Source organism: Cupriavidus sp. 10L43_2, assembly GCF_056395265.1.
The window spans coordinates 1-5,347 of record NZ_JBFTJE010000034.1; the positions used below are offsets into that span (position 1 = coordinate 1).

At 62.8% G+C, this 5,347-nt stretch carries 4 protein-coding genes; all 4 read left to right on the forward strand.

Annotation, left to right across the window (positions count from 1 at the left end; genetic code table 11):
* A partial coding sequence (locus AC1DEL_RS27345; protein ID WP_477159238.1) for a DUF2345 domain-containing protein occupies window positions 1-2,352 on the forward strand: 2,352 nt, incomplete at its 5' end.
* Window positions 2,353-2,362: 10 nt separating this feature from the next.
* On the forward strand, window positions 2,363-2,935 hold the full coding sequence (locus tag AC1DEL_RS27350; protein WP_477126476.1) for a hypothetical protein: 573 nt from the start codon (window positions 2,363-2,365) through the stop codon (window positions 2,933-2,935).
* 104 nt (window positions 2,936-3,039) lie between these two features.
* Window positions 3,040-4,857, forward strand: coding sequence for a T6SS effector phospholipase Tle3 domain-containing protein (locus tag AC1DEL_RS27355; RefSeq protein WP_477126477.1), 1,818 nt, complete (start codon window positions 3,040-3,042; stop codon window positions 4,855-4,857).
* A partial coding sequence (locus AC1DEL_RS27360) for a T6SS immunity protein Tli3 family protein (RefSeq protein WP_477126478.1) occupies window positions 4,854-5,347 on the forward strand: 494 nt, incomplete at its 3' end. The genes AC1DEL_RS27355 and AC1DEL_RS27360, both read left to right, overlap by 4 nt.

Sequence of the window (5,347 nt, forward strand, 5' to 3'; positions counted from 1 at the left end):
GAGACGGCGGGATTGGAGGCTGGTGTCGAAGCGGTCATCGGCCTTCGTACTATTGCTAGAACCGTCCCCGCATCGTTCCTCGTGGCGGACTACAACCCCGACCTGGCGTGGGAGCCGCTGAAGGGCGAAGCCAACGTCGCGCGCAAGGACAAGACCACCTACGGCCAGCCGTATGTCTTCGGCACCCATCACCTGGATTTCGAAGGCGCCAAATGGGAAGCCCAGCTTCGGCATGAGGCGGCGATGGCTTCCCAGGTGGTCTATGAAGGCGAGAGCAATGTGCTGGAACTGCGTCCGGCGCGAATCCTGCGGATGGACCTTGCGCTGGCCGACGCGCCGAATGGGCAGGTCATCACCGAGGTTGTCCACACCGGCGCGCGCGATGCGGCGTATCGGAATACCTTCAAATCGATCCCATCGGATCGACGGTTCCGGCTGCCGCTGGACGAGGCCAAGTGGCCGAAGATCCAGGGCACGCTGAGTGCGCGCATTACCTCCCCGAGCCAATATCAATATGCCTACCTGACCCAGCAGGGTTATTACACCGTCCGTTTCGACTTCGATTTCGAGGACTGGCCCGGCGGTGGCGAATGCGTGCCGCTGCGATTGGCCAAGCCGTTTGCCGGGGCGCTGCAAACAGGATTTCACTTTCCGCTGATCGACGGCACCGAAGCGGCTATCGCGTTTCGGGATGGGAATCCCAACAAGCCGTATATCGCCCACGTCCACCACAACAGCCGCCAGACCGACCTGATTACTAATCAGGACCGCTGGCTGTCCCGGAACGTGATCCGTACGCAGAGTGACAACAAAATCGAATTCGAGGACTGGGAGGGGCAGGAGCACGTCAAGCTGTCCACCGAGCATTCCGGCAAGAGCCAGCTGACGCTTGGCCACATGGTGGATGGAAAGTGGAAGCGGCGAGGGGAAGGGTTCGAACTCAGGACGTCCGGCTGGGGCGCCATTCGAGGCGGCAAGGGGCTGTTGATCACCGCCGATGACCAGCCGAAGGCGAACGGCCAGCAATTGGACATGCAGGCGGCACTCGGCCAACTCCAGGTAGCACTCGCCCAGGCCGAGGGGTTGGCAGATGCCGCGCGCATGGCCAAGGCCGAGATCGCCGATCTGCACGCGGAAAATCGGTGGCTCAAGGAGAGCATGGCGGAGTTGAAGGAGGCCGTGATGGTCTTGTCCGCGCCCGCGGGCATCGCCGCCGTCACGCCCGAGCGCATCGAGATCGCAGCCGGCAAGGACGTCAGCATCGCGACTTCGGCCGGCTTCAATCTCAGCGCCCTCGCAAACGTGGCGGTCGCGGCAAGCGGCGTGCTGTCGCTGTTTGCGCACAAGCTCGGCATCAAGCTCTTTGCCGCACGCGGCAAGGTGTCGATCCAGGCCCAGTCCGATGCGGTGGAACTTGTGTCCGACAAGGAAATGAAGCTGACCAGCGCCGACGGGACGCTAACCGCCAATGCCGCCAACGGCGTGGTGATCGGCGGGGGCGGCAGCGCGTACATCAAGGTGCATGGCGATGACGTCGAGATCGGGGGCGCCGGCAACCTCATCCTGAAGCTCATCGAAGTGAAGAAGTTCGACCCCGGCGCGTTGTCATTGCCGCTGCCCAAGTTCGGGCAGACGGTCAGCCGTAACGATGAACGCTTCATCCTGACCGACCAGCTGACCAGACAGCCCCTCGCCGGCCAACCGTACAAGATCCGGCTCGCGAGTGGTCGTGAGATTGAGGGGGTGACCAATGCGTCCGGCGAAACGACGGTGGCGAGGGAGGTGGTCGCACAGGGGATGACGCTGCTACCCGCGCAGGATGGCGGAAGCGCGGTGTCCCGCGTCGCCTCCGGGCTGCCCGATCCCTCGGCGGATCCGCGACAGGCATCCGCCACCGCCAAGTATCGGCTCGCTCAGTCCACCTATCTGATCCGGCAAGTTGCCTACCTTCTGGTCGAAGGGGTTGGCGTGCATGGGTCATTCAACATTCGAGGCGAGCTGCGCCTCCAATCTCCCGATTCGATCTGGGTCAGCGCCATGGGTTACTCCGGTGCCGGGCGAACGGGCAAGACACTCTTCTTCGCGACAGCGGCCTTGCGCCTCGACGGCAACGAAGGGGGCGAGGTGCCGCTTTCCACTGACGCCGGACCCGCAGCATGGCCTGCCGATGACCACCTGCCCATCGGCAATGCCTGCTTGCCGCTGCCTCTTCCCGGCATCCACGGCACCGTGGAACTGGTCCTGCGGGGCGGCTACGTCTACGAGGCCGTCGAAGGCCGGGCGGTGCCCGTGCCGCCCCGCGGCTCGCTTGTTATCCCGATCGACATTGTGCGAGCCAACGGCTCGAAATAGGAGACTGCCCATGCGGGGAAGCCTGATTGTTGTCCTGATGTGCTGGAGCATTGCCGTGTATGGCTGCGGTAGCCGCCAAGAAGCCGACCCGGAAGCCCTGCAAGGCGAGGCGGCATCGCTGATCGTCGGAAGCGACGCGAACCGCTATGCCAGGGCGGAAGCTCTGCTGGACCGCGCTCTGCGCAAGGATGCGGCCCACGTTCCGTCGTTGCTGATGCGCTCCAGTTTGCGCGCGCGGCGGCATGACCTTGCCGGAGCGCTGGCCGATATCGATGCCGCGTTCGTCATGCTTCGTTGGGATCCGGTGCTATCCGCGTTGCGCTGCATGCTACGGGAGCGTGTGGGGGCCGACGCGCCGCTGGCCTGCTATGCCAACGTCCTGGATATGTACCGCAATGCGGGTATCGATTGCGGGACGGATCTCAACTGCGTGCTGGCGGCATCGATGGCGTCCGTGCCGGATGCTGCGACGCTGAGGGATCGCTATCTGTCCGGCGCGCTGTCGCCAGCCGATCTCGCGATTGCGGAACTCGTGCTTCGCGACTTCGACCGAAAAGCGTACCTGCGCTCCATCCTGCCATGAGCCCTGACCCGATGAACGCCACAACGACGTCAACCCAGCCCGCACCGCTACCTGACGAGGGACCGGCTGGCCGCAAACTTCAGACCGCAACACGCGTTGTCCCCATGCAGCGCGACGCGCATGGTCAGCCGTATTGGGAGTCCTACCTCACCCCGGAGAGCTTCGAAGTGCGGGCCGAGGCGCAGATTCCTCCGCACCTGCCGGGGGTGATTATCTTCGTGCATGGCGTGAACTCGGAAGGGGAGTGGTACGACGGGGCGGAGGCGGCATTGTGTGAGGGGTTGAATCAGCGGTTGAATCGCACAGACGCTACGCGGCTGATCGCCAATCGTTACGTCAGCATAGACCCCGATACGGATAAGGGCATCGCTCGCCGCCTTGACCCGACATGGCAAGGAAATTCGCCCGTGATCCGGTTCTATTGGGGCTATCGGCCCAAGGACGGCCGGGAAAACGCATATCAGGTGCCGCTACGGAACTTTGCAGGCGCTGACTACTGGGCACCCGAATGTGTTCGTGTCGACAGTCCCTGGTTCTGGGGCGGCGGTCCGTTCCAAAACGGAACGAACAATCTGCAACAACTCTGGAGCGAAGCGGGATTCCGTCGTCACGTGCTCGGCGTCGACATGCAGGCGCTCAATACAGAGACCGAGCGACAGCTACAGGATGCGCCGTCCCGCACCTACTACGCCCATGCCGCGCAGCGACTGGCTAGGCTCATCGACAGTATCCGCCGGCATTCGCCCGACGACACCGTCACAGTTTGCTCGCACAGCCAGGGAACGATGATTGCGATGGCCGCCACCGCGCTATGCGAGACACGTGCACCGGACGCGCTAATGGTCATGAACGCGCCATTCGCGCTGGACGACAAGATCACGGACGCCCTGACCTGCGGCAGTGAGCGGCCGACCGAGCGCGCGCGCATCAATACCTTCCGCAACATCGCCAACCGGATCAGGCAGGACAAGCGCGCGCTCACCGACGCACAAATCGAGCGGCTACAAGTGGGCGCCACCGAGGACATGAATTTCTGGCGCCCCGATCTTGCGAATCATTTCGGGGTCCCCGAACGGGATAACCACGGACGCCTGTACGTGTACTTCAGCCCGCACGATCGGGTGATGGGCTGCACCGCCTTGCAGAGCATCGGATGGCAAGGGGTGGGCCACGCGCTACTGGAAGAGCTTGGCGACACCGTGAAGCAGCGGATGCTTGCCCGCGGAACGCCTTGCGGCGACGCGCCGGGCGAAAAGAAGTTCGGCTCGCTGCCGCCGATTGCCGACCCGCCTCCCGGCGTCAAGCCGGACGACTTCTGGGACGGCAATCGCGGCGTGCTGGGCGGCATGATGAAGCTGTGGGCGGTGCCGAACAAGAATCAGATGGTGACGATCAATGCGGAGGCCGTGCCGAATCCGCTGACGGCGGAGGAGACAACTTACTTTGACGATCCGAAGCATCGGGCCCGGAAATGGGGGGAATTCGACCCCGACAGGGGCGAGTACCGCGACAAGACCTACCCGTATCTAGCGTCGATCTATCAGCCAGAGAAGTATCACGACGAACCGGACATCTACCACGACGGTCGACCGTACCGCAGGATCGAGACGCCGGATGAAATGCGGAAGCGCATCGAACAGCACCAGCCCGAACCGACTGATCATAGCTCCTTGCCGGGACACGCCGAGTTCATGAAGCGGGTAGTCGCCTATGACCTGCCCATCGGTTTTTGCAACGCGTTCAAGGACGTCCGTTTCTGGACACAACTGATGCAGGAAGCCGACTGGATTTCGTTACGCGATGCCTACTTCATCACCGGCGATCTGGCGACGCCTGCGATGCCATCCCTCATCGACGGTGAGACCGTGGCCGATGAGATCAGCCGCGCGCAGGCCGAACGAATCAAACGGAGAGAACTATGACGCGACTCACTTTCCTTGCCACCGTGCTTGGCATCACCCTGCTGTTCGGCTGTGCCACGCCACCCCCGTATGTCGGCCCCCCAGAGGATGCTGTCTATGACGTTCCCCCGCAGGTCATCTACCGCATTGACGACCACCGTTTCGTGACGCTGGAAAACTATCTCGACTGCCATCATGGCGTGACGTACTACAACGACACGAAGCAAGGCATCCGCCAAAGGCTTGGTCGCGAAGGCATCGAGAACTTTCAGGGCAGGCTCATCAATGCCGACCCGACTGGTCAGAACATCGCGATCCCTTCCTCAGCGCCTCCGAGAACGGCCTGCAGTGACCGCGGATGTACCACGTCCCTGCTTTATTCGACCGATGGCGGCAAGACGTTCTTTGGGGTGCGCTATATGACCAGCTTTAATCCTTTCAGGGACACGGCGAAATTTACGATCGCCGTCACAAAGGCCCATCTCTACGTCGCCGAGCGAATGGAGACGGA